Here is a 23,036-nt window from a genome sequence, read left to right on the forward strand (position 1 = left end):
CCGCATTCTCTTGCTTCACAAAATCAAAAGGACACGCTGACGCTCATCGACACAAATTGGGGGACCGGATGGACTGGATTTACACATTTCCGCACATGGATGACGATACCCTTCGCAATTTAAAGAAAGGGATCGACGACAGCTTCCGAGCGTTTACACGCACTTACGGCGATACTATCGAAAGCTTCTTCTCTCCGCTTCAACATTTCCTGATCGCCGCCGAGCGGTTCATGACGGAAACCCCGTGGCCAATCATTGTCGCCATCATACTCGCTATAGCGTGGTTCGCCAGTCGAAGCCTGTCGATCGTTGCCGCATGTCTCGCGACCTTGATGCTGATCGGCTATTTCGGAATGTGGGAGGACACAATGCGGACGATCTCGATGATCTTCGTGTGCACCCTTCTTTCCGTCGCCATTGGCATTCCGATCGGAATTGTAATGTCGCGTTCCGACAGGATCCGAGGGATTGTCAGTCCCATCCTGGATATCATGCAGACCATGCCGAGCTTCGTCTACCTGATCCCGGTCGTCATGCTTCTTGGGATCGGCAAGGTGCCCGGATTGATCGCCGTCGTTATTTACGCGATCCCACCCATGATCAGATTGACGGATCTTGGCATCCGGCTGGTGGACAAGGACGTGCTCGAAGCCGCCGACGCATTCGGAACATCGCCGTCGCAGAAGCTGTTCAAGGTTCAGTTGCCCCTTGCACTTCCAACGATCATGGCAGGTATCAACCAAACGATCATGATGGCGCTCGCGATGGTTGTCGTGGCCTCGATGATCGGTGTGCAAGGACTTGGTCAGCCGGTATTGAAGGCGATCGCCAATCAATACTTCACGCTGGGCATGTTCAACGGCCTTGCCATTGTGGGCATCGCTATCATCTTCGACCGAGTCAGCCAGGCATATGGCAAACGGCTTCAGAAGCATCGGGAGACCGTTCATGGCTGAAACTCATTTTGGCGGAATCAAAATCCACCACCTCTACAAGATCTTCGGGTACAGTCCGAAGGCCCATATCGATGCCATACAGAAGGGAATGACGAAAGCCGAGCTCAACCAAAAGCACGGACACATCCTGGGCCTCAGGGACATCAACATCGAAATCCCGTCTGGTTCCATTCAAGTCGTCATGGGCCTTTCCGGCTCTGGAAAATCTACGCTGATCCGGCATATCAATCGCTTGATCGACCCGACGGCAGGCGAAGTGCTGGTCGATGGTGTCGACGTCGTCAAAATGAGCGCACTCGAGCTTCGTGCATTTCGACGGCACCAGACCGCCATGGTTTTCCAGAAATTTGCGTTGCTCCCGCATAGGAGCGTTCTGGACAATACCGTTTTCGGACTTGAGGTTCAGGGCACCCCGCGCGCGAAAACAGTCGACGTCGCCATGAGATGGCTGGAACGGGTCGGCTTGAAGGGTTTCGAGCAGAAATATCCGAACCAATTGTCAGGCGGCATGCAGCAACGCGTCGGATTGGCGCGCGCGCTTTCCAATGACGCTCCGGTCCTTTTGATGGACGAAGCCTATTCCGCTCTCGATCCGCTGATCCGCATGGACATGCAGACGGTTCTTCTCGACATCCAAAAGGAAATCAAGAAGACGATCGTCTTCATCACCCACGATCTCGATGAGGCGCTACGCCTTGGGGATCAGATCGCCATTCTGCGCGACGGCGAGATCATTCAACAGGGCACGAGCCAGGACATTGTCTTGCGACCGGCCGATGACTACGTCGCCAACTTCGTGAAAGAGGTCAACAGGGGCCGTGTTGTTCATGTCGAGGCCGTCATGACACCCTTGCAATCCACCAAGGCTCCGACCGGGCAAAAGGTGATGGCGGGTACAACTGTAGAGGAAGCTGTGCGTATGCTAACCTCGGTGCCTGACGGCGATGTGACCGTGGTTGCAGCATCCGGAGAGCCCTTGGGATTTGTCACGCTCCGTCAACTTGCGGGTGCAATGGTCAATTCTCAGGACTCGGTAGGTCACAGCGCTCATATCGCGCGATGACGACAATGAGCGAGGGAGGCTGAATAGAATGCTCCACGGTTATGAGCACCCATTGCGAAAGGAGCTACACAACGAGCTCCACGCACGGCCATCCCTCTACTTCGATGGCGACACAGACGTCTGGCATGTCGCCCTTGTCGATGAAAATGGTGCTCCTTGGCGAACCGTACGTCACGTGCGGAGAAGTATCATCCGCCATATCGATGATCACGCGTAAAAATCCATCGCACTAAATTAAAGCCAGGAGCCGCGAATGTTGAAAATGTTCCCGCGCCTTTTTTCGCCACTCAACCTACGCGGGCACACGTTACGCAACAGAATCGTCTTCGGCGCACACACCGCGAATATGGCGAAGGACGGTGTTCCGGATGTCCAGCATGTCGCCTATTATGCCGAGCGTGCCATTGGCGGCGCCGGCATGATTGTCGTCGAACCCATGCCGGTGCATCCCGCAGCAGTACTGACTCGTGGAAACTTTCGGCCATGTGACGATAGCGTCATCCCTCACTTTAGGGAGGTTACTCGCGCCATAAAGGATAATGGCGCAGTCGCGATCCAACAGCTTTACCATGTCGGCGCGCATGGCGATTCCGATAATTCGTTTCATCCCCATTGGTCGCCTTCGGGCCTTCCCAGCTATCACGACAGCGACGGCTCGCACTCCATGACGGAGGAGCAAATCTGGGAGACGATCGACGGCTTTGTTCAGGCGGCGCGCCGATGCCGTGAGGCAGGATTCGATGGAGTCGAGGTCTGGGCAGCCTATCTCGGCATGGTCGATCAATTCTGGACACCTTGGAGCAATCGGCGTGAGGACCAGTGGGGCGGTTCACTGGAAAACCGGACCCGCATGTCCAGGGAAATCCTCACTCGAATACGCGAGGTGTGCGGACCAGGCTTCATCATTGGTCTTGCCGTGAGCGATGAGCCAGATGTGACTATCGCCCTTCAGCGCGACGAACTTGCCGAGATCGTCCAGTTTCACGATGAATTGGGTCTCATCGACTATGTCACATGCGGCTCCGGCAGCTATCTCGATTTCTACAAGTTGATGCCGACATTCCTCTATCCGGAGAAGCTGGGGGCAGATCTTGCGGCTACGTTGAAGAAAGTTGTCAAAAACGCGGTCGTGATCGCCGAAAGCCATATTCGGACACCGGAGAACGCCGAGACCGTTCTCGGCGAAGGTGCCGCGGACCTGGTATCGATCGTGCGTGGTCAGATCGCCGATCCCCATCTGGCAAGGAAAGCTGGCGAAGGCCGCCCGGAAGACATCCGTGGCTGCATATCGTGCAATCAGATGTGCTGGGGGCGCCGTTCTCGGGATTACTGGATCAGTTGCCTCATCAATCCGTCAGCCGGTCGCGAGTTCGAATGGAACGGTGATCGGTTCTGGAAGACGGACGAGCCCAAGCGCGTCTTCGTCATTGGAGGAGGCCCTGCCGGACTTGAAGCCGCAAGGGTGGCTGCTGAACGTGGCCATCAAGTGATTTTGGCGGAAGCCTCGAGTCGTCTTGGCGGCAATTTTCGACTTGCGGGGTTGCAGCCCCGAAGAGCTCAAATCCTCGATCTCCTCGATTGGTACGAGCGCCAGTTGGAAAAACTGGGCGTGGAAATCCGCCTCAATGCTTATGTTGAGGCAGGGGAAATTGATGCCTCGGAGATCGATGTCGTGGTCGTAGCGACAGGTTCCTTGTCGCCGGAAACAGGGTTTCAGAAGGCGCTGCCGGCGATCGAGATACTGCCTGGAATCGAAAGGGGCGACGTCTTCACCGTCGAAGCCGTCATGGCCAAGCAAGCAAGAGTCGGTGGCCGCGTTCTTATCCTAGATGAAGGTGGCGGTTGGAGAGGATGTGGTACGGCTTGGAAGATGGCGGAAGACGGACATCAAGTCACGATCATCACTCCAGACCCGTTTGTGGGCAAGGAATTGCAACGAACCGCAGCGGACGTGCCGACGCGACAGGCGTTGAGAAAGCTTGGCGTTCAATGGATTACCGAAGTGAGCGTGGTTGAATGGCATGGGAACGGTGCGACGCTCGTTGATCACAACACGGGCGCACACCGGTTTGTGGAAGCGGACTCGCTGGTGATGGCAACCACCAATTCAGCGGCTGATTGGCTCATGCCGAAACTTGCTGAACTTGGGGTGACCGTACGCCAGATCGGGGACTGCGCGGCACCGCGGCAGGCTCCGTACGCATTTTATGAGGGCAGAAAAGCCGGTCTGGAGATTTGACATGTCAGATGAGGTTCTGCTCGAGCGAAGCGAGGCCGAAGAGCTGGCGATGCGAGCGTGCCTGGCCGCGGGCGCCAGCCGATCCAGCGCGCGCTCGCTCGTGGACGCGACATTGTCCGCCGCGCTTTATGGTCCCCCTACGCTCGGATTTCCACATATGGTGGACTATCTGAACAGCTTTCGTGAGGGGCGCATCAAATGCGATCCTGTACCAACCTTGAAGCGCGCCTTTCCCGCATTTCTTGTCTCTGACGCCGACGGCGGAATCGCGCAGCTTGGCTTTGATCTCGCATTCAATGATTTAACCGAGACAGTGCGACATTTCGGTATCGCCATATTCACCCAAACGAACAGCTACACGACTGGTGAGCTTGGCTATTACGTTCGCAGGCTTGCCGACGAAGGAATCGTCGGGCTGGCCGCGACGAACGCGAATACTCTGATGGTAGCGAAGGCAGGAGGTCCCTCCGTCTATAGCACGAACCCGATCGCGTTTGGCTTTCCACTTGGAGATAAATCGTTGCCGTTGATCATCGATCAGGCCTCCAGCGCAACCGCTTATGTAAATATCGTCGCCGCTGCCGCCGAGGGGCGGTCGATTCCAGAGGGGTGGGCTGTCGATGAAAATGGGGCCGATACGCAGGATCCCACTAAGGCACTAGCCGGAGCACTCTTGCCGTTCGGTGGCCGCAAGGGCGCAAATGTCGCATTGCTAGTGGAAATGCTATCGGCCGGTTTGTCCGGGGGACCGTGGTCGTTGGACACGCCGGATTTCAGGTCCGGTAATGTCTCCCCGGCGGTGGGATTGACGGTAGTTGCCATGATGCCGGGTCGCGCTGACGATGGTCGTGTTAGTCGTGCACACCACCAAGCCGCGCGCCTGCAGGAACAGGGCGTGTTTGTTCCTGGCGTAAGCGGCATGAAGTTCCCGCGGTCGCCGTCAGAAGGCCTGAAGGTGCCGCGTAGCGCGTTTGAAACGATTTGTCGCTTTGCCTCGAATGGATAGGATATTCGGTAGTGCGATAGCGGCAGTCAGGAGGGCGATATGACGTTACAGTACCAGTCGTTGATCCCCGAAAACTTGAACATGGCGACGCCGGAGATACGTTTCCGCCGATTGTTGAGGTCAGACGAAACAAATCATTTGCTGACGGGGCGGCCCGTATGTCCTTTCCGGTCTCGATTATGCGGCGTGCCGCGATTCACGCAGTCGCGCTAAGACCTTCTCCGAGAGCCACGCCGTCGAATCGTCAAGAAGCCAGGGTCCATCTTTGACGGAGAGAGCGCCTGGGGCGGGGACCATCGCTGAAATGGAATTCGACGATGTCGGCGACACGGTCTATTGGCAATATGTGCTCAACGAAATTTAGTTTCGTTGAGCGTAGCCGATGTTCAACGAAGTGGAAACGCGTTGAACATACTCCCCTGAAGACCGACGCACTGCTTATTCGGCCACATTGTCGAGCCTCTCGAGCCTGCGACCGGCAAATCGCTTCGATCCGGCCGATCAGGTCCACCGCGCTCGGAACGCCAACCAAGAATCTCCCGGGTCATCTCGAAATGTCGCGAATAGCGCGCCTTCACCTAGCGGGAGAAGGGATTCGCATCCTTCACCCGCCCGGCATCAACAAGTTCCGCGCCCGCAAGCTCACGTGACCATTGCGGCCGACAATGAGATGGTCGTGCACCGAAATGCCGAGTGATTGCGCGATCACGCTGATCTGCTGGGTTAACCGGATATCGGCTTGCGAGGGTTCGGGATCGCCAGAGGGATGGTTATGGACGAGAATAATCGCGCTCGCCGAGAGTTCGAGCGCCCGCTTGATCACTTCGCGCGGATAGACCGGCGTGTGGTCGACTGTGCCGACGCCCTGCACTTCGTCGGCGATCAGCATGTTCTTGCGGTCGAGAAAGAGGACGCGGAATTCCTCGCGCTCGGCAAAGGCCATTTTGGCGCGGCAATAATCGAGGACGGTCTGCGACCGGCCAAGCTCGATGCGTTCGCGAATGGCGCCTTTGGTAAGGCGCGTCGCCGCTGTGGCGACGATCTTGAGATCGGTCGCGACGCTCTCGCCGATGCCCTTGATTTCCGTCAGCCGCGCCGGTGGCGCGCTGAGCACTTCGGCGAAGGATCCGAAAGTGGCGATGAGTTCTTTGGCGAGGCCCTTCACGTCCTGCCGCGGGATTGAGCGGAACAGGACGAGTTCGAGCAATTCGTAATCAGGCAGGGCGTCGGGATTCGCGCTGAAGCGGCTGCGCAACCGCTCGCGATGGCCGTGGTAATGGGGCGCGGGCTGAGGTTTGTCCGCGTCCGCGCTCATGCGGTCCGATAGGGCGGATGGTGCAGGCCCTTGGGCGACAGGGTGAAGATCTCGCAGCCGGTTTCGGTGACGCCGATCGTATGCTCGAATTGCGCCGAGAGGGAGCGATCGCGGGTGACGGCGGTCCAGCCGTCGGCGAGCACTTTCACTTGCGGCCGGCCGGCGTTCAGCATCGGCTCGACGGTGAAGAGCATGCCGGGTTTCAGCGCAACCCCTTCGCCGGGGCGGCCGTAATGCAAAATATTGGGCTCGTCGTGAAACAATTGACCGAGCCCGTGGCCGCAGAAATCGCGTACCACCGAGCAGCGCTCGCCCTCCGCGTAAACCTGGATCGCCGCGCCGATGTCGCCGGTGGTCGCGCCGGGCTTGATCACCGCAAGGCCACGCATCAGGGATTCATAGGTCACTTCGATCAGCCGTTCGGCCTTGCGGTTGATCTCGCCGACCGCATACATCCGGCTCGAATCGCCGTGCCAGCCGTCGACGATCAAAGTGACGTCGATATTGACGATGTCACCGTCGCGGAGCGGTTTGTCGTCGGGAATGCCGTGGCAGACCACGTGGTTGATCGAGGTGCAGATCGCCTTGCGATAGCCGCGGTAGAAGAGGGGCGCGGGGTAGGCCTGATGATCCATCGCAAATTCGAAGCATAATTTGTCGAGGAACTCGGTGGTCACGCCGGGCTTGACATGCGCGGCCATCAGATCGAGCGCTTCGGCGGTCAATTGACCGGCCTTGCGCATCTTCTCGAAGGCGTCGGGGCCGTGCAGCCGGATCTGGCCCTGCTTGCGGCCGGTGGAAACATTGGCGTCGGTATAGGTCATTGGCCCGGAAATCTTGCGAAAAAAGGTCGAATGCTCCCTATGTAAGCCAATCTGCCCGGCGCGCAAGCCTCATGCGGTTTGCTTGGCCGCCGGCCGTTCCAGGGTGGGGTTGTGCCCCAGGACGAAGACTATCACCGCACCGACGACGGCGCAGGCGGCGAGGAAGCTCAAGCTGGCGGCGTCTTGCCCGGTCTTGTCCTTGAGCCAGCCGAACACCTGCGGCCCGAAAAACCCGCCGAGATTGCCGATGGAATTGACCGCGGCGATGCCGGCCGCTGCGCCCGTGCCAGTGAGAAACGTGGTCGGCAGCGTCCAGAAAACCGGTAAAACCGCGAAAAAGCCGAAGCCGGCGATGCACAAACAGGCCATTTTGGCCGTCGGCATCTCCATCATCGCCGCCAGGCCGAGGCCCAGGACGATCGCCCCGAGCGGGATGATCGCGTGCCACTTGCGCTCGGCGTGCCTATCGGAGCGCCAGCCCCAATAGATCATGCCAAGCGCGCCGACCGCGTAGGGCAGGGCGGTGATGCAGCCGACCTGGAACTTGGTCAGGTCGCCGAATGCCTTGACGATCTGCGGCAGGAAGAAGCTCAAGCCATATTGGGGGATGTTGCAGCCCATGTAGACGAAACCGAGTGCGACGACCCGCGGATCGCACATCGAGCGCAGCCAGGACATGGCGCCGTGGCGCTCGCGGTTGGCACGCTCGGCGTCGAGTTGGCCCTGTAACCACCGGCTTTCCTCGGGGCTCAGCCAATTGGCCGCGTGTGGCCGGTCGGTCAGGTAGAAATAGACGGCAAAGGCCATGAGCAGCGCTGGCAACGCCTCGAGCAGGAACATCCATTGCCAGCCGTGCAGCGCAGCCACGCCGTCAAGGTAGAGAATGAGGCTCGAGAGCGGCGCGCCGAACACGGTCGAGACCGGAATCGCGACCATGAACATGCCGACAATGCGCGCACGATAGGCCGCGGGAAACCAGAGGGTGAGAAAGAAGATGATGCCCGGAAAGAAGCCCGCTTCCGCGACCCCGAGTAGGAAGCGCACCACATTCAGGCTGACAATGCCGGTCACGAAGGCCTGGGCGCCGGTCACGAGGCCCCAGGTGAACATGATGCGTGCGATCCAGAGCCGCGCCCCGAACCGGTCGAGCGCGAGATTGCTCGGCACTTCGAAGAAGAAATAGGCGATGAAGAAGATGCCGGCGGCGCCGCCGAAAGCGGCCTTGGTGAGGTCGAGGTCCTTGATCAGGCTGTCGCCGGCAAAGGAAATGTTCACGCGGTCGAGATAAGCAATGAAATAACAAACCATGAGAAAAGGAACGAGCCGCCATGTCACTTTCGACATGGTGCTCTTCTCAAGCTCCGACATCAGGCGTCTCCCCTATGGGCCGTTGATTGGCCAATTTGTCCGCATTGGGTGCCGGGTTTTGCATCCTGTCAAGTTCGGTCGCTTGACCGGGCACGGGCCGCTCTATGATTCAGGGAACGCTAAAACCTATGCTATAGAGTCGCATCATCAGGCCGCGCGACGTGATTTTGCGCGGCAACAGGAGCCTTGCCGCAATGAACGCGCCCACCTTCGATCGCCGCACCACCCCCGCCCGCCAAGCCTTGGCGGCGGAATATTTGCGCGGGCAGGTGACGGCCGAGGCCTATGCGGTTGGGCGTCCCATGCGAATCGTCGCGCCCTATGCGCCGCTGCGCCGCGATCCGCGCCCCGATATCGGCATCGACACACAGGCTCTGCGCGGCGAGAGCGTCACGCTTTACGACGCGAATGAGGAAGGTTGGTCCTGGGTGCAATTGGCGGCCGACCATTATGTCGGCTGGGTGCCGAGCGAAGCACTGGGCGGGCCGGGCAAGGAGCCGACCCATCGCGTGCAGGTCTTGCGCACCTTCGTCTATCCTGGGCCGAGCATCAAACAGCCGACGGACGAGCTTCTGTCCCTCGGCTCGCGCGTGCATGTGCGCGATGTGAAGGGCAATTTCGCCGAACTCGAACGCGGCGGCTATATTTACGCGCCGCATCTCGCACCGATTACGCAGCATGAAAGCGATTTTGTCGCTGTGGCCGAGCGGTTTTTTAACACACCCTATTTGTGGGGCGGCAAGACGAGCTTCGGGCTCGATTGTTCCGGCCTGGTGCAAGTGTCGCTGCAGGCAGCCGGAGTCTTTGCGCCGCGCGACAGCGATATGCAGGAGCGCGAGCTTGGGCAGGAAATTATTGGGAACGATGATTTGAGCGGCTTGCAGCGCGGCGATCTCATCTTCTGGAAGGGCCATGTCGGCATCATGCGCGACGCAACGACATTGCTGCACGCCAATGGTTATCACATGCTGGTGGCATCGGAACCGCTGCGCGAAGCGGTGGACCGCATTCTGGCAGCGGGAGAAGGACCGATCCGGCGCATCAAGCGGTTGTAGGGTAATGCCGCGGTCCGTTCACCTGCGTCCCTCCGCCCAATCCAGCGCATCCTCCAACCGATCGTTACCCCAAAAAATTTCGCTGTCCTCGGTCACGCAGGTCGGCGCGCCGAAAATACCGAGGCGTAGAGCTTCATCATTCTCGCGGCGCAACTTTTGCTTGGTTTCGGGCGACGCGGCGCGCTCCAGCACCTCGCTGGCGTGATGGCCGAGATTGGCGAGGATTTGCGCGATCACGGCGCGGTCGGCGATGGCGCGGCCTTCGCCATATTCGGCGTGGAAGATCGCGCGCGTGAAGGCGGGCCGCGCCGCGTCATCAAGCGCACAGGCGACCCGTGCCGCGTGCAGCGAATTTTGCGGAAACGGGTCGGGCTTCTTCAGCGGCAGCTGCAGTTTTCGGCAAATGCGCTCCATGTCCCGCCACATGTAGCCGCCCTTGGCGGGAAAGAGATTGAATGGCGAATCGCGCCAGCCTTGGCTCGCGAAGATCGGCCCGAGGAGAAAGGGCCGCCAGCGCAACTCGAGGCCGCGCGCCGCCGCCAGAGCCTCGATCCGCATGGCAGCGGGATAGGAATAGGTGCTTGCAAATTCGTACCAGAAATCGACCCGGATCATGCGACCTCAACAATTTCGTCTATTTTACGAGAGAGCATGGACCGTTAAGTGCGGCAGCAACATGACGATGAAAACGCCGGGCAAGGGCTTATGCCCGTTATGAACAGCGCAGCCTTTTGCTCGAGGGAGAAACCTTGCTAATAAGGTTCATGAAACGCTAACGGGAGGCCCCATGTCGCAGCCAAGTCTCAAAATTCTTCTCATTGGCGCCAGCGGCACGCTCGGGCGCGCGATCGCCGCCGAATTGTCGCATCGGCACGAGGTGATCCCCGCCGGCAAGAATTCGGGTGACGTGCGTCTTGATCTCGCCGATCCCGCCAGCATCAAGGCGGCGCTTGCCAAGGTCGGCAAGATCGACGCGGTCGCCTGCGCGGCCGGCAAGGCGAATTTCACGCCGCTCAGCCAGATCGATGTGGCCGATATCGAGACCTCGGCCTATGGCCTGGGCCTGCGCGACAAGTTGATGGGCCAGGTCAATCTGACCCTCGCTGCGCGGGAGCATTTGAATCCAGGCGGCTCGGTGACGTTGATTTCCGGCATTTTGAGCGAGCATCCGATCGCGGCCGGGTCGTCTGCGAGCATGGTCAACGGCGCGCTGGAGAGTTTCGTGCGCGCCGCGGCCGTGGAAATGCCGCACGGCCAGCGGGTCAATATCGTCAGCCCGAATGTCTTCCAGGAATCCATGCGCTCCTATGGGCCGTTCTTCCGCGGTTTTGACGCTGTGCCGGTCGCGCGGGCCGCGCTCGCCTTCAGCCGCAGCATCGAGGGCCTGCAGACCGGCCAAGTCTATCGCGTGTATTGATGGCGCCGATGACCTCAAACCGCGTCGTGCTGTTGAGCCTTGCCGGGCTCGTTCTTAGCGCCGCCGTGCTGGCGATTTGGCCCGAACTTGACCTCGCCACATCGGCCTATTTTTACGAAGGCGGGCATCACTTCGCCGCCATTACGCCGCTTGGGCAGTTTGGCCGTATGGTCGGCTACACGGTGCCCTTCGTGCTCTTGATCGGGGCGACGGCGCTTTGGGCGGCGCGGCGCTTTGGGTTCAATGTGCCGTTTGCGCCAACCGGGCGGAGCGTCGCGTTTCTCATCCTGTCGATGGTGCTGGTGCCCGGCCTCGTGGTCAATGTCGGCCTCAAAGATCATGCCCACCGGCCGCGGCCGGCGCAGTCGACCGCTTTCGACGGCCCCTATCCGTTCCGGCCCTGGTACAAGTTCGACGGCGAATGCAAGAAGAATTGCTCGTTTGTGTCGGGCGAGGCGTCTTCCGCCTTCTGGACTCTGGCGCCGGCCAGCTTGGCGCCAATGCCGTTCAAGCCCTATGCGATTGGGGCGGCACTGATTTTCAGCATATTCACCAGCGCCTTACGCATCGCTTTCGGCGGCCACTACCTCTCCGACGTGCTTCTCGCGACGTTTCTGACGATCTTTTTGATCGAGGCGCTGCGGCGATGGATATTCGGAGCAAATGGCTCTTCTGGCTAAACGACGAAAGAGCTCGGCCGGTCACGCCAATTGCCTGAGGTTGGCGTGCTCCACTTCACCCTTGCGCCGGCCCCATACCCCATTATAGTCGCCGCCGATTTTTCAGCCCCAACCAAGGTTCCCCATGAGCGCCCCCAACAAAGACATTAAGCGCGTTGTTCTCGCCTATTCCGGCGGTCTCGATACCTCGATCATCCTGAAATGGTTGCAGACGACCTATGGCTGCGAGGTCGTCACCTTCACCGCGGACCTGGGGCAGGGGGAAGAATTGGAGCCGGCGCGCAAGAAGGCCGAGCTGATGGGCATCAAGCCGGAGCATATTTTCATCGAGGACCTGCGCGAGGAATTCGTGCGCGACTATGTCTTCCCGATGTTCCGGGCGAACGCCCAATATGAAGGGCTCTACCTGCTCGGCACCTCGATCGCACGGCCGCTGATCGCCAAGAAGCAGATCGAAATCGCGCGGAAAGTGGGCGCCGATGCGGTGGCGCATGGCGCGACCGGCAAGGGCAACGACCAGGTGCGTTTCGAGCTCTCCTATTATGCGCTCGAACCGGAAATCAAGGTGATCGCGCCCTGGCGCGAGTGGGATCTGACCTCGCGCACCGCCCTCATCGAGTTTGCCGAGAAGAACCAGATTCCGATCGCCAAGGACAAGCGCGGCGAAGCGCCGTTCTCGGTCGACGCCAACCTGCTGCACGCTTCCTCGGAAGGCAAAGTGCTGGAGGATCCGGGCCTCGAAGTGCCGGACTACGTCTATTCCCGCACGCTCGACCCGGAAAAGGCGCCCGATACGCCGACCATCATCACGATCGATTTCGAAAGAGGCGATGCGGTGGCGATCAACGGCGAGAAATTGTCGCCGGCGACGATCCTGGCCAAGCTCAACGACCTCGGGCGGGCCAATGGCATCGGCCGGCTCGATCTCGTCGAGAATCGCTTCGTCGGCATGAAGTCGCGTGGCATGTACGAGACGCCGGGCGGTACGATCCTCTATTACGCCCATCGCGGCATCGAATCGATCACGCTCGACCGTGGCGCGGCGCATCTCAAGGACGAGCTGATGCCAAAATATGCCGAGCTGATCTACAACGGCTTCTGGTTCAGCCCCGAGCGCGAGATGCTGCAGGCCTTGATCGACAAGAGCCAGGAAATGGTCGCCGGCCGCGTGACGCTCAAACTGTTCAAGGGCAGCGCCTGGGTGATCGGCCGCACCAGCCCCTATTCGCTCTACGACCAGGACCTGGTGACCTTCGAGGAGGGCGCCGTTGCCTACGATCACCGCGACGCGGCGGGCTTCATCAAGCTCAATGCCTTGCGCCTGCGCACGCTGGCCAAGCGCGACCGGAAGATCAAAGCGTCTTGAATGGTGATGGAGCGGGCTTCGGGCCCGCTCTTTTTTGACGCCGCTCCGGCGGCGAGGCCGGCCAGAAGGCGTGACAGACAGAATCACGCAACCGTACCGCTCCGTCCGGCCGTGGTCATTCTATACACAGGGACTGCTTGAAAGAGGAGCAAATGCAAGGCGTTAATTTCATGCAAACATCGTGACACGCCTTGCATGTGACACCTACAGGCATTACCGTCCCCATCCTTTGCCGCTTCATTGAGACCGCCATGTCGATGCCAGGTTCGTATTCCGCCGCTCCTGCCGATTATCTGATTGACCGGCGGCGGCTGCGCCGCAAACTGACCTTCTGGCGGCTCGCGGCGGTGGCCATTGTGCTCCTCGCCCTGATCGGGTTGTTCGCGCGGTCCATCCATGCCGTGCAAAGCCCGCATATCGCCCGCATCAACATCAACGGCGTGATCACCGGCGACGATGCTACGGCGCAATTGCTGAAACGGGCGGAAGACGCCAATGTCCGCGCTGTGATCCTCGATATCGAGAGCCCGGGCGGCACGACCACCGGTTCGGAAATTCTCTATGATCAAATCCGCCGGGTGGCCGACAAAAAGCCGGTGGTCGCGGTGGTCGGCACCATGGCTGCGTCCGGCGCCTATATTGCCGCCCTCGCCACCGATCATATCGTCGCGCATCAGACCTCGTTGGTCGGCTCCATCGGCGTGCTGTTCGAATATCCCAACGTGTCGAAACTGCTCGATACGGTCGGCGTGCAGATGGAGACGATCAAATCGTCGCCCTTGAAAGCTTCGCCCAACGGGTTCGAACCGACCTCTGAAGCCGCAAAGGCGGCGTTGGCCGCTCTCGTAACCGATTCCTTCGATTGGTTCAAAGCGCTCGTCAAAGAACGCCGTCACATGACCGATGCCGAACTCGCTGCGGTCGCCGATGGCCGCGTTTTCACCGGCCATCTTGGCCTGCCGCTGAAACTGATCGACGAGATCGGCGGCGAGCGCGAAGCGATCGCCTGGCTTGAGGACAAGAAGGGCGTCACCAAGGGCCTCTCGGTCGAAACGCTCAAGAAGCCGACGGAATGGAAGGGGCTCGGATTGTTCGGGCGGGCCGCCGATTGGCTCGGTTTTTCGTCTCTCGCCCGTGTTATCGATCGCAGCAGCGAACGGGCGGATGCAAGCTTGCTTGACGGCATGGTGTCAATTTGGCAAGTTTCTCCAAACAATTAGCATATTGATCCAGGCTCCGCGCCGTTCTGAGGCGCGGCATTTGCGCAAATGCAATCAGGGTTAATAAATTTTCAGGGTTCGTTGGAATCGGATTTGATCTGGATGAGGAAACGGTGTTCAGTGTCGCAGCACCGCGAACGTCCGGAAATGCCGTCCAGGGTTTCTAGGGGGTAGAAGTGATTAAGTCGGAACTCGTACAGAAGATCGCAGATCGCAATCCGCATCTCTATCAGCGCGATATCGAGAAAATTGTGAACGCGATTCTGGATGAGATCACGAATGCTTTGAAGCGCCGCGACCGCGTCGAATTGCGCGGTTTTGGCGCGTTCTCGGTCAAACAGCGCAATGCGCGCATCGGCCGCAACCCGCGCACCGGCGAACATGTCGAGGTGGATGAAAAAGTCGTGCCATTTTTCAAGACGGGCAAGGAATTGCGCGAGCTGCTGAACAGCGGCGACAAGAATTAAGACACGGAACGGAATGGGCGATGAAATCCTTTTTGCGCGGCATTATCCTCATTCTTTTGACGGTCGTCGTCATTGCATTTGCCGTCATTAACGATCAGCCGGCACGGATTTCGTTTGTTCCTTTCGCCACCGAAGGCGACGCGCTGACCTATAATTTGCCGCTCTGGCTGGTGATCATCATCAGCGTCGGCTTTGGTATTCTGATCGGCGGCATTGCCGCCTGGTTCGGACAGGGGAAGCATCGCCGCGCGGCGCGGCAGGCGCGGGCCGAACTGCAGATGCTGCGCGGCGAGCTTGACCGCGTCCGCGCCCAGATGGTGTCCCCGCCAGGAGCGCCGATGCTGCCCAATCGCGGCGCCTGACCGCATGCAGGTGATTTCGGCGCAAGAGATCGATCGGCTGCTCGACTATCCGTCCCTGATCGTCGCTTTGCGCGATGCGTTCGGCGGCACGATGGTTGCGCCCGTGCGCCACCATCACGAAGTCGGGTCGGGTGCGGGACACGCGACCCATCTCATCATGCCGGCCTGGACCGGGGATGCGCCGGGTGGCGGCTTCGTCGGCACCAAGATCGTCAATGTCTTTCCCGCCAACAGCGCCAAGGGCCTGCCCGCCGTCTACGGATCCTATCTGCTGCAATCGGGGGAAACCGGGGCGCCCCTGGTGGTGCTCGACGGCACGCGTCTCACCCATTGGCGCACCGCCGCAGCATCGGCCCTGGCGGCGAGCTTTCTCGCCCGCGACGACGCAGCGCATCTCTTGGTCATCGGGGCCGGCGCGCTCGCGCCCGAACTGATCAAGGCGCATAGCGCCGTGCGGCCGATCAAGGCCGTCACGCTGTGGAACCATCGGCGCGAAAGTGCCGAGCGGCTGGCGGCCTCCTTAGCAGGAAGCCCGTACAAACTGGCGATTGCCGACGATCTGGCGGCGGCCGTGGCCGGAGCCGATATCATTTCCTGCGCGACCCTGTCGCAGCAGCCGATCGTCCTGGGACAATGGCTTCAGCCGGGCACCCATGTCGATCTCGTCGGCGCCTTCAACATGGCGATGCGCGAAGCGGACGATGCGGCTTTGCTGCGCGCCAAGGTTTTCGTCGACACGCCTGCCGCCAAGCACGAAGGCGGCGATGTCGCGGTCGCCTTGCACGCGGGCGCCGTGCCCGAGGCGCATATTCGCGGCGATCTCGCCGCGCTCTGTGCGGGCAAGGTGCACGGGCGGGACGATGCGTCCGACATCACCCTTTTCAAGTCGGTCGGCGCCTCGATCGAGGATTTGGCCGCCGCCATGCTGGTTTGGCGCAAGAGCCAGGCTAAAGCGGCCTGAGCGACAGGCTCCAAGCCAAGGCTCTTCCGATCCGAATTGTCACGTGCCGTCTGTGGACTGAAGCGCAAAGCCTTCGTCGCGCCATCCGGTCACGCCGCCTGCCATGATTTTGACTGGGCGTCCGAGTTCGGCAAGCCGCAATGCGCCGCGGGCCGCGCCGTTGCAATGGGGCCCGGCGCAATAGGTCACGAAAATCGTGTTCTCCGGCCACGCAGCCATTTTCGACCCGGTGATCTTACCATGCGGTAGGTTGATCGCCCCCGCGATATGGCCTTCAGCGAAGAGGGCGGGGCTGCGCACGTCGAGCAGCACGAAATCGGCGCCCTTGCTGAGCGCATCATGCACATCCCAACAGTCGGTTTCGAAGGCAAATTCAGCGGCGAAATGATCGCGGGCGAGAGTGCTGGGCGCAGGCGGGATAGCGGTCACGTATGTCGTCATGTCGGAGTCTCCTTGTCCCGCTCAACCTACGGTCCGCCGCCGTATTGGCAATTGGCGTGAATGACAATATACGTAAAGATCATGCCAAACCTCACCGGACCTTTCGTCGTCGCCCTCCTTTACGACGGGCTCTGTACATTCGAATTCGGCATTGCCGCCGAAATCTTTGGGCTGTCTCGGCCGGAAATGGGATCGGGCTGGTATCGCTTCGCCAGTTGCGCCATCGACGAGGGACCGATGCGGGCCCATGGCGGCTTCGTCATCGCGGCGGACAATGGCCCGGAGGTGATCGAACAGGCGGACGTGATCATCGTTCCAGGCTGGAAAGGCGCCGACGTTCCGGTTCCCGAGGCTCTGTGCCAGCGGCTTCGCGCGGCGCACCGACGCGGTGCCCGGCTCGCGTCCATCTGTTCCGGCGCCTTCGTGCTTGCAGCGACTGGCCTGCTGGCGGGCGGCACGGCCACCACGCATTGGCGATATGCCGACAAGCTGCGCCGCCATTATCCCGGCATCGCGGTCGACGATGCGTCGCTCTACCGCGTTCACGACCGCATCTACACGTCCGCCGGGAGCGCGGCCGGGATCGACCTGTTGATTGAGATCGTCCGGCAGGATTTCGGCGCAGCGGCGGCCAATTCGGTGGCGCGGCGCTTAGTGATGCCCGCCCATCGGACGGGCGGACAAGCACAATTTCTGGAGCGTCCCGTGGCGGTGCGCGAAGGACTGGAAATCGCCCCGCTTCTGGATCGGGTTCGGGCCAATCTCACGCACGATTGGACCATCGATCGGATGGCCCACGAAACCCGGATGAGCACACGCACCTTCCTCCGCCGGTTTTCGGAAGCCACGGGAATGACGCCGGGAGATTGGCTTGTGGCCGAGCGCGTCGGCGAGGCCAAGCGCCTGCTCTGTCAGGGCAACGCAAGCATGGAGGTGGTCGCAAGCGCGGTCGGCTTTGGCAGTTCCCACACGCTACGGCATCACTTTCGGCAAAAGGTGGGACTCAGCCCCCGTGATTATCGCGCCCGCTTCATGACCGAAGAGCCGATAAGCACGTGACGACGGCGTAGAACTGCAGTGGGAGCAAATGGAGAGCATTTGCAAGGTTTGCGAGACCGGTCGATCTATCCGTTCTTCAATCTCCGCGGCAGCTAAAAAGTCGACAAACGAACTGAGCAGGGAGAAAATGATATTTAAATCAATTTATTACGCGACTTTTCCGGCCTTGCGCGCGGCCGCACGGTCCGGCCAAGAGCCATGGACCATGTAGAAGGGTGCGCTATTTTGGCACTTGGTCAGTGGCCGTCGAAGGCTTTGACTCTTTTCTGCTCCCATGCCACCTCGGGGCCATGTCCATGCTCATCAAAATATGCGGCCTCTCGACGGAAGAGACCCTGGAAGCTGCCCTGCAGGCCGGGGCCGATATGATCGGGTTCAACTTCGTGGCGAAGAGCCCGCGCTACATCTCCCTTGAGACGGCGCGAAGGCTTGGAGCCAAGGTGCGCGGCCGCGCACGCAAAGCGGCGTTGCTGGTCGATGCGGACGATGCGGCGATCGGTGCCACCATCGACGCGCTCGGCGCCGACATCTTGCAATTGCATGGCAAGGAAACGCCGGAGCGGGTGCGCGCCGTCGCATCGCGCTTCGGATTGCCGGTCATGAAGGCGGTCGGGGTCGCGACGCGCGACGATGTGCGGGCCATCGCCGGCTATCGCGGCATGGCCGACCACATCCTGATCGACGCCAAGCCGCCCAAGGACGCCGCTTATCCCGGTGGCCACGGCAAGGTTTTCGACTGGACCATCCTGGAAGCGCTTGACCCGGGGCTTTCCTTCATGTTGTCAGGGGGGCTGAGCCCTGCCAATGTCGCCGAGGCGATCAAGCGCGTGCGGCCCTGGGCCGTCGACGTCTCTTCCGGCGTCGAATCGGTGCCGGGGGTGAAGGATGTGGCTAAAATCCGCGCCTTCATCGCCGCAGCGCGTGACGCGGCCAAAGTGTGAAGGCGAAGAGGAAAGAACCGAACGAGATGAATGAGCAGTTGAATTCCTTCCGAACCGGACCGGACGAACAGGGGCGCTTCGGCCTCTTTGGCGGCCGTTTCGTCGCCGAAACTCTGATGCCGCTCATTCTCGATCTCGAAAAGGCCTATGCGGAGGCGAAAGCCGACCCGGCTTTTCACGCCGAAATCGCTTACTTGCACAAATATTACGTCGGCCGGCCGTCGCCGCTCTATTTCGCCGAACGCATGACCGAGCATCTGGGCGGCGCGAAGGTCTTCTTCAAGCGCGAGGACCTCAACCACACCGGCGCGCACAAGATCAACAACGTGCTCGGCCAGATTCTGCTGGCGCGCCGCATGGGTAAGAAGCGCATCATCGCCGAGACGGGTGCCGGCATGCACGGCGTCGCGACCGCGACGGCCTGCGCGAAATACGGCCTCGAATGTATCGTCTACATGGGCGCGGTGGACGTCGCGCGGCAGAAGCCGAATGTCGACCGCATGCATATGCTCGGCGCGAAAGTCGTGCCGGTGCAGAGCGGCGCGCGCACCCTGAAAGACGCGATGAACGATGCGCTGCGCGACTGGGTCACCAATGTCGAGACGACCTTCTATTGCATCGGCACGGTCGCCGGCCCGCATCCCTATCCCGCCATGGTGCGCGATTTCCAAAGCGTGATCGGCGACGAGACCAAGGAGCAGATGCTGGCGCAGGAAGGCCGGCTGCCGGATTCGCTGTTCGCCTGTATCGGCGGCGGCTCGAATGCCATGGGCCTGTTTCATCCCTTCCTCGACGACCGTTCGGTGGAAATCTACGGCGTCGAGGCGGCGGGCCACGGTTTGCACGTTCCCGACGGCCATGCCGCCTCGATGGCGGGCGGCAGGCCCGGCGTGCTGCACGGCAACCGGACCTATCTGTTGATGGATGATGACGGGCAGATCCTGGAGGGCCATTCGATCTCGGCCGGTCTCGACTATCCCGGCGTCGGCCCCGAACATTCCTGGCTGCGCGACATCGGCCGCGTCACCTACCTGTCGGCGACCGACAAGGAGGCGATTGAGGCGTTCCAAACGTGCTGCCGGCTCGAAGGCATCATTCCGGCGCTCGAATCCTCCCATGCCCTGGCCAAGGTCATCGAACTCGCGCCCAAAATGCCAAAGGATCATTTGATGGTGGTGAACATGTCGGGCCGCGGCGACAAGGATATGGCCAGCGTCGCCGAATATTTGGGAGGCCTGTGAAATGAGCACCCGCATCGACCAGAAATTCGCCGCCTGCGCGGCCGAGGGCCGTGCCGCGCTCGTGACATTTATCATGGCCGGCGACCCCGACATGGCGACGTCGCTCGAGATCCTGAAGGCGCTGCCGCCGGCGGGAGCCGACGTGCTCGAAATCGGCATGCCGTTCACCGATCCGATGGCCGACGGGCCGAGCATTCAGGCGGCCGGCCTGCGCGCGCTGAAAAGCGGGGCGACGCTGAACAAGACGCTCGCCATGGTCAAGTCCTTCCGCGCCGGCGACGCGACGACGCCGGTCGTGCTGATGGGCTATTACAACCCGATCTACATCCATGGCGTCGAGCGCTTTCTCGCCGACGCGAAGGAGGCCGGTGTCGACGGTTTGATCGTCGTCGACCTGCCGCCGGAAGAGGATGCGGAATTGTGCCTGCCGGCGCGCGCCGCAGGCCTCAATTTCATCCGCCTCGCGACGCCGACCTCGGACGACAAGCGGCTGCCCAAACTGCTGCCGAACACATCGGGCTTCGTCTATTATGTGTCGATCACCGGCATCACCGGCGCGGCGGCGCCCGATTACTCGAAAGTCGCTACGGCCGTCACTCGCATCAAGACACATACGGACTTGCCGGTTGCAGTCGGTTTCGGCGTGAAGAACGCCGACAGCGCTGCAGCTATCGCGCGTCATGCCGATGGTGTCGTGGTCGGCACTGCGCTCGTCGACGCCTTGAAAAATTCGCTCGACACCCAAAATCAAGCGACGGACAAGACCGTTGCCGCGGTTGCCGATCTCGTCTCGACGATCGCTGGCGGCGTGCGTTCGGCCCGCCGCGCGGCTGCAGAATAGTAGGATGAAGCGATGAACTGGATTGCCAATGTCGTTCCGCCGCGGATCCGCTCGTTCCTGAGCCGGCGCGAGACGCCGGAAAATCTCTGGGTGAAATGCCCCGACAGCGGCGAGATGGTGTTTCACAAGGACCTGGAAGCCAATCTCTTCGTCGTGCCGGGCTCCGGCTATCATTTCAAGATGGGCGCCAAGGCGCGCTTTGCCTCGATGTTCGACGGCGGCACGTGGGAAGAGATTCCGCTCCGCGAGACCTTGGCCGATCCGCTGAAATTCCGCGACGCCAAGCGCTATAGCGACAAGATCAAGGAAGCGCGTGCGAATACCGGCTTGCAGGATTCGGTGCTGGTCGGTTACGGCCAGCTCGAAGGTGAGAATATCACCATGGCCGTTCATGATTTCGGCTTCATCGCCGGATCGCTGGGCATGGCGGCGGGCGAGGCGGTCGTCACCGGGCTGGAAACAGCCGTGCAGCGCCGTACGCCCTTCGTGCTGTTTGCCGCCTCGGGCGGCGCGCGCATGCAGGAAGGCATGTTCTCGTTGATGCAGATGCCGCGCACCGTCGTCGCGGTGCAGCGCCTGCGCGCCGCAAAACTGCCTTACATCGTCGTTCTCACCGATCCGACCACGGGCGGCGTCACGGCGTCTTACGCGATGCTGGGCGATGTGCACATTGCCGAGCCCGGCGCGCTCATCGGCTTTGCCGGCCAGCGCGTAATCGAGCAGACGGTGCGCGAAAAATTGCCGGACGGATTCCAGCGCGCCGAATATCTGAGGGATCACGGCATGGTGGATCTGGTCGTGCCGCGCAAGGAAATGCGCGCGACGGTCGCGCGGCTTTGCGCTGTCCTGATGCGCGTGCCGGCCAAGGAAGCGGCGTAACCTTATTTGACCCGGATCATGACGCATCGCGATACGGTCCTCGACCGCTTCTTGCCATTGCATCCGAAGCGGATCGATCTGTCGCTCGACCGTGTCACGCGGCTGCTCGCGCGGCTTGGATCGCCGGAATTGCATTTGCCGCCGCTCATCCATGTCACCGGCACCAATGGCAAAGGTTCGACCATCGCCTTCATGCGCGCGATGCTGGAAGCCGCTGGTAAGTCGGTCCATGTCTATACGTCGCCGCATCTGGTGCGCTTTCACGAGCGCATCCGTTTGGGCGAAAACGGCGGCGGCAAGCTGGTCGACGATGCGCGCCTTCTGCACGCGTTCGAGCGGTGCGAGGCGGCGAACGAAGGGGCGCCGATCTCTTTGTTCGAGATCACGACAGCCGCTGCGCTGCTGCTGTTCAGTGAAGCGCCTGCCGATTACCTGCTGCTGGAAGTCGGGCTCGGCGGCACACTCGATGCGACCAATGTGATCGCCAAGCCGCTCGCCTCCGTCATCACGCCGATTTCCCTCGACCATGCCGATTATCTCGGCGGCACGGTCGAGCAGATTGCCGCGCAAAAGGCCGGCATCATCAAGCGCGGCCGGCCGGTGATTATCGGCCGGCAAGGGCCGGAGGCAGGAGCCGTGCTGGAGCAGGTGGCGGAGACGTTGCGCGCGCCGGCGCATATCTGGGCGCAGGATTTCATGGCGCGCGCCGAGAATGGCCGGCTGGTCTATGAGGACGAGCGCGGCCTGTTGGATTTGCCCTTGCCGCGCCTCGCGGGTCGGCACCAGCACATCAATGCGGCGACCGCCATTGCGGCGTTGCGCGCCAGCGTGCCGGAGGTTGAGCCAAAGCATATCGAGGCCGGCCTTTTGCGCGTCGAATGGCCGGCGCGATTGCAGCGGCTGGCGCGCGGCGCCTTGATCGGCCTTGCGCCGGACGGCGCCGAGATTTGGCTCGACGGCGGCCACAACGAGGATGGCGCCCGCGTTCTCTCCGAGGCGATGGCCGATCTTGAGGACAGGCACGCGCGTCTGCTCGTCATGATTTGCGGCATGCTGACGACCAAGGACGCCGCCGCCTTTCTCGGCCATTTCCGCGGCCTCGTGCGCGATGTCTTGGCGGTTCCGGTGGAAGGGCAAGAGGCGGGACGGCCCGCGGCCGAAGTCGCGGCCTCGGCGCGCGCTGTCGGCCTCACCGCGCGCGCCTTTTCGTCCTTGGCCGCAGCCTTGCAAGACTTGCGCGCGCAAACCTGGCCGACACCGCCGCGCATTCTCATCGCCGGTTCGCTTTATCTCGCCGGCGAGGTGCTTGCCGCCAACGGCACGTTGCCGCAATAG

At 61.2% G+C, this 23,036-nt stretch carries 23 protein-coding genes and 1 pseudogene; 19 read left to right on the forward strand and 5 right to left on the reverse strand.

Annotated features, from left to right (window positions below; all coding sequences use genetic code 11):
- Positions 1-68: 68 nt before the first annotated feature.
- The 5 genes and pseudogenes from V9T28_RS04285 to V9T28_RS04305 all read left to right on the forward strand — a co-directional run bounded on the left by V9T28_RS04285 (position 69) and on the right by V9T28_RS04305 (position 5,264).
- Positions 69-956, forward strand: a complete 888-nt coding sequence (locus tag V9T28_RS04285) for an ABC transporter permease (RefSeq protein ID WP_116401006.1) — start codon at positions 69-71, stop codon at positions 954-956.
- Positions 949-2,019, forward strand: coding sequence for a quaternary amine ABC transporter ATP-binding protein (locus tag V9T28_RS04290; protein ID WP_116401007.1), 1,071 nt, complete (start codon positions 949-951; stop codon positions 2,017-2,019). The genes V9T28_RS04285 and V9T28_RS04290 overlap by 8 nt, the downstream gene beginning before the upstream one ends.
- Before the next feature lie 28 nt (positions 2,020-2,047).
- Positions 2,048-2,176: pseudogene (locus V9T28_RS04295) on the forward strand (DUF3422 family protein); the annotation flags it as partial.
- Positions 2,177-2,272: 96 nt separating this feature from the next.
- Positions 2,273-4,258 carry an oxidoreductase gene (locus V9T28_RS04300; protein ID WP_116401008.1) on the forward strand — a complete coding sequence of 662 codons (1,986 nt, stop codon included), beginning with the start codon at positions 2,273-2,275 and terminating at the stop codon, positions 4,256-4,258.
- Between the two features lies 1 nt (position 4,259).
- Positions 4,260-5,264 (forward strand): Ldh family oxidoreductase, encoded by a 1,005-nt coding sequence (locus V9T28_RS04305; protein WP_116401009.1) that lies wholly within the window; start codon positions 4,260-4,262, stop codon positions 5,262-5,264.
- Positions 5,265-5,868: 604 nt separating this feature from the next.
- Here V9T28_RS04305 and radC read toward each other — a convergent pair.
- The 3 genes from radC to V9T28_RS04320 all read right to left on the reverse strand — a co-directional run bounded on the left by radC (position 5,869) and on the right by V9T28_RS04320 (position 8,771).
- Positions 5,869-6,579: a RadC family protein gene (gene radC / locus V9T28_RS04310; RefSeq protein WP_116401010.1), complete on the reverse strand. Its 711-nt coding sequence runs from the start codon at positions 6,577-6,579 to the stop codon at positions 5,869-5,871.
- On the reverse strand, positions 6,576-7,403 hold the full coding sequence (gene map / locus V9T28_RS04315; RefSeq protein ID WP_116401011.1) for a type I methionyl aminopeptidase: 828 nt from the start codon (positions 7,401-7,403) through the stop codon (positions 6,576-6,578). The genes radC and map overlap by 4 nt, the downstream gene beginning before the upstream one ends.
- Positions 7,404-7,472: 69 nt before the next feature.
- Positions 7,473-8,771 carry an MFS transporter gene (locus V9T28_RS04320; RefSeq protein WP_116401012.1) on the reverse strand — a complete coding sequence of 433 codons (1,299 nt, stop codon included), beginning with the start codon at positions 8,769-8,771 and terminating at the stop codon, positions 7,473-7,475.
- A gap of 194 nt (positions 8,772-8,965) precedes the next feature.
- Here V9T28_RS04320 and V9T28_RS04325 point away from each other — a divergent pair, with 194 nt between their 5' ends.
- Positions 8,966-9,826 carry a C40 family peptidase gene (locus V9T28_RS04325; protein WP_116401013.1) on the forward strand — a complete coding sequence of 287 codons (861 nt, stop codon included), beginning with the start codon at positions 8,966-8,968 and terminating at the stop codon, positions 9,824-9,826.
- Between the two features lie 18 nt (positions 9,827-9,844).
- Here V9T28_RS04325 and V9T28_RS04330 read toward each other — a convergent pair whose 3' ends face one another.
- Complete coding sequence (locus V9T28_RS04330) at positions 9,845-10,441, reverse strand: 2-hydroxychromene-2-carboxylate isomerase (protein ID WP_116401014.1); 597 nt, start codon at positions 10,439-10,441, stop codon at positions 9,845-9,847.
- A gap of 172 nt (positions 10,442-10,613) precedes the next feature.
- Between V9T28_RS04330 and V9T28_RS04335 the strand changes: the two genes are divergently transcribed.
- The 7 genes from V9T28_RS04335 to V9T28_RS04365 all read left to right on the forward strand — a co-directional run bounded on the left by V9T28_RS04335 (position 10,614) and on the right by V9T28_RS04365 (position 16,299).
- On the forward strand, positions 10,614-11,243 hold the full coding sequence (locus V9T28_RS04335; RefSeq protein ID WP_116401015.1) for a short chain dehydrogenase: 630 nt from the start codon (positions 10,614-10,616) through the stop codon (positions 11,241-11,243).
- A gap of 8 nt (positions 11,244-11,251) precedes the next feature.
- On the forward strand, positions 11,252-11,923 hold the full coding sequence (locus V9T28_RS04340; protein ID WP_158554803.1) for a phosphatase PAP2 family protein: 672 nt from the start codon (positions 11,252-11,254) through the stop codon (positions 11,921-11,923).
- Positions 11,924-12,047: 124 nt separating this feature from the next.
- Complete coding sequence (locus tag V9T28_RS04345; RefSeq protein WP_116401017.1) at positions 12,048-13,289, forward strand: argininosuccinate synthase; 1,242 nt, start codon at positions 12,048-12,050, stop codon at positions 13,287-13,289.
- A 251-nt stretch (positions 13,290-13,540) separates the two neighbouring features.
- On the forward strand, positions 13,541-14,509 hold the full coding sequence (gene sppA / locus V9T28_RS04350; RefSeq protein WP_339071818.1) for a signal peptide peptidase SppA: 969 nt from the start codon (positions 13,541-13,543) through the stop codon (positions 14,507-14,509).
- A gap of 176 nt (positions 14,510-14,685) precedes the next feature.
- The gene (locus tag V9T28_RS04355; protein WP_116401018.1) at positions 14,686-14,976 is read left to right on the forward strand and encodes an integration host factor subunit beta; all 291 of its coding nucleotides are present in this window, start codon (positions 14,686-14,688) and stop codon (positions 14,974-14,976) included.
- Positions 14,977-14,996: 20 nt separating this feature from the next.
- Positions 14,997-15,338 (forward strand): lipopolysaccharide assembly protein LapA domain-containing protein, encoded by a 342-nt coding sequence (locus V9T28_RS04360; protein WP_116401019.1) that lies wholly within the window; start codon positions 14,997-14,999, stop codon positions 15,336-15,338.
- A gap of 4 nt (positions 15,339-15,342) precedes the next feature.
- Positions 15,343-16,299, forward strand: coding sequence for an ornithine cyclodeaminase family protein (locus V9T28_RS04365; protein ID WP_116401020.1), 957 nt, complete (start codon positions 15,343-15,345; stop codon positions 16,297-16,299).
- A gap of 39 nt (positions 16,300-16,338) precedes the next feature.
- Here the strand turns inward: V9T28_RS04365 and V9T28_RS04370 are convergent, their stop codons facing one another.
- Positions 16,339-16,740: a rhodanese-like domain-containing protein gene (locus tag V9T28_RS04370; RefSeq protein WP_116401021.1), complete on the reverse strand. Its 402-nt coding sequence runs from the start codon at positions 16,738-16,740 to the stop codon at positions 16,339-16,341.
- A 60-nt stretch (positions 16,741-16,800) separates the two neighbouring features.
- Here V9T28_RS04370 and ftrA point away from each other — a divergent pair, with 60 nt between their 5' ends.
- From ftrA to V9T28_RS04400, 6 genes are all read left to right on the forward strand, one after another.
- Entirely contained in the window at positions 16,801-17,799 is a 999-nt protein-coding gene (gene ftrA / locus V9T28_RS04375; protein WP_116401022.1) for a transcriptional regulator FtrA, read from the forward strand.
- A 290-nt stretch (positions 17,800-18,089) separates the two neighbouring features.
- On the forward strand, positions 18,090-18,740 hold the full coding sequence (locus tag V9T28_RS04380) for a phosphoribosylanthranilate isomerase (RefSeq protein WP_116401023.1): 651 nt from the start codon (positions 18,090-18,092) through the stop codon (positions 18,738-18,740).
- A gap of 26 nt (positions 18,741-18,766) precedes the next feature.
- A complete protein-coding gene (gene trpB / locus V9T28_RS04385; RefSeq protein ID WP_116401024.1) occupies positions 18,767-19,981 on the forward strand; it encodes a tryptophan synthase subunit beta in 1,215 nt (404 codons plus the stop codon).
- A gap of 1 nt (position 19,982) precedes the next feature.
- Entirely contained in the window at positions 19,983-20,822 is an 840-nt protein-coding gene (trpA, locus tag V9T28_RS04390; protein ID WP_116401025.1) for a tryptophan synthase subunit alpha, read from the forward strand.
- A gap of 12 nt (positions 20,823-20,834) precedes the next feature.
- Positions 20,835-21,701 (forward strand): acetyl-CoA carboxylase, carboxyltransferase subunit beta, encoded by an 867-nt coding sequence (accD, locus tag V9T28_RS04395; protein WP_116401026.1) that lies wholly within the window; start codon positions 20,835-20,837, stop codon positions 21,699-21,701.
- Between the two features lie 18 nt (positions 21,702-21,719).
- Entirely contained in the window at positions 21,720-23,036 is a 1,317-nt protein-coding gene (locus tag V9T28_RS04400) for a bifunctional folylpolyglutamate synthase/dihydrofolate synthase (protein WP_116401027.1), read from the forward strand.

This window comes from Methylovirgula sp. 4M-Z18 (assembly GCF_037890675.1).
Taxonomy (GTDB): Bacteria; Pseudomonadota; Alphaproteobacteria; order Rhizobiales; family Beijerinckiaceae; genus 4M-Z18.